Source organism: Inquilinus sp. OTU3971, assembly GCF_038440215.1.
Genome location: NZ_JASATH010000412.1, coordinates 1 through 1,385 on the forward strand (window position 1 = coordinate 1; position 1,385 = coordinate 1,385).

Annotated in this window: 2 protein-coding genes; both read right to left on the reverse strand. The window is 67.9% G+C overall.

The window, feature by feature from the left end; all coding sequences use genetic code 11:
* Positions 1-41 precede the first annotated feature (41 nt).
* A complete protein-coding gene (locus AAHM41_RS40165; RefSeq protein WP_342242251.1) occupies positions 42-413 on the reverse strand; it encodes a nuclear transport factor 2 family protein in 372 nt (123 codons plus the stop codon).
* Positions 414-507: 94 nt separating this feature from the next.
* Positions 508-1,227 (reverse strand): ABC1 kinase family protein, encoded by a 720-nt coding sequence (locus AAHM41_RS40170; RefSeq protein ID WP_342242252.1) that lies wholly within the window; start codon positions 1,225-1,227, stop codon positions 508-510.
* Positions 1,228-1,385 lie beyond the last annotated feature (158 nt).

Consider the following 1,385-nt stretch of genomic DNA (forward strand, 5'->3'; position numbering starts at 1 on the left):
CCCCCCCCACCCCCCCCCCCCCCCCCCCACGCCATCGGCCCTTACTCCACGATTTTCCAGTATGAGTCCTTGCGGATCACCTTGCCGTTTCGGAAGGTGTAGAAGTCACAGCCCTGGACTTCCTTCCTCGCCCCCTCGCGGGTGGTGCCTGTGAGGGTCCATTTCGAGATGCCGGTATCGGCAGCCGCATCCACAAAATGCTCAGCGTTGCCGTAGTGGACGTCGGGCAAGCCTGCAAAGCGTGTCGCCAGCGCTTCCCGGACGGTCTGCTTGCCCTCGAAACGAGACCCCCATGGCTTGCTTCCCCTCGGCATCTCCAGGACGCAATCGTCGGAAAAGAATTCCATGATGCGATCGAGATCATGCGCGTTGAAGGCCTCGCATAGCTCCGTCAGCGTCGATCGAATGTCCATCGCCCCGCCTCCGTTCAGTCGGATAATCGAGGATCATGCTCGTGTGCGTTCGAAGTCCGAAACAGGTCACTAAGAAGCGCCAGTGCGCTGAAGGTCAATCCCCTCTCCCTGTCACCAGCAGCCAGGCGATGCCGGCCAGGGCGGCGAGGCAGCCGAGCAGGGCGAAGGCGGGGATGCCGAACAGCCGCGGCCCGGTCTCGGCCAGGATCGGCGCCAGCCCGACCACGAAGGCGGCGGTGACGATGGCGACGGCGATGCGCGCGGCGCCGATCGCGGCGGACAGGGTCCGGGTGATCGCCTCGGGGTGATAACGGCGCAGCTCCGGCAGCTCGGTCTCGGCCAGCCTGGCGGCATGGGCCAGGAGGCGCAGATCGGCCTCGACCAGCGGCCGCAGCCCGGGCCGGCGGATCTTCACCACCACCTCGGTGCCGTCGGCCAGCGCCGCGCGATGCACCTGGGCGATCGAGGCCGAGGCCAGCGGCACGCGGTCGAAGCGGGCGAAGATCGCGTCGGGCGGGCCGCCCAGCGCCGCCTCCAGCACCGGCGCCAGCGCCCCATAGGGCAGGGGCGGGACGCGGTCGTGCAGCTTCTCCAGCTCGGCCAGCCACTCGGCCGACAGCAGGTCGCTGCGGGTGGCCAGGATCTGGCCGAGCTTGACGAAGGTCGGCCCCAGCGCCTCGATCGCCAGCCGCAGCCGGTGCAGTCCCAGCCGGCGCACCAGGTCGCCGAAGCCGAAGCGCAGCAGCACGGTGACGATCTGCTGCAGCCGCTTCAGGTCGCGGGCGACGACGAAGGCGGTGGGGAGGACCTGCATGCTCTGCCTTGCGAAGCGGGTGATGCGCGGGGCTGCAACGCCGGTCCCGCTGCCGGGTTCCGCTGCCGGACGAATGGCTGCGGCCGGAAACACGATCGCAGTAGTATTAGCGATCGAATATGTTCATGATACGTTCTATGGATGAGGCGCAATCCGAA

Coding starts and splice junctions, on each gene's coding strand:
- AAHM41_RS40165 (WP_342242251.1), bottom strand. CDS start 413: ATGGACATTCGATCGACGCTGACGGAGCTATGCGAGGCCTTCAACGCG.
- AAHM41_RS40170 (WP_342242252.1), bottom strand. CDS start 1,227: ATGCAGGTCCTCCCCACCGCCTTCGTCGTCGCCCGCGACCTGAAGCGG.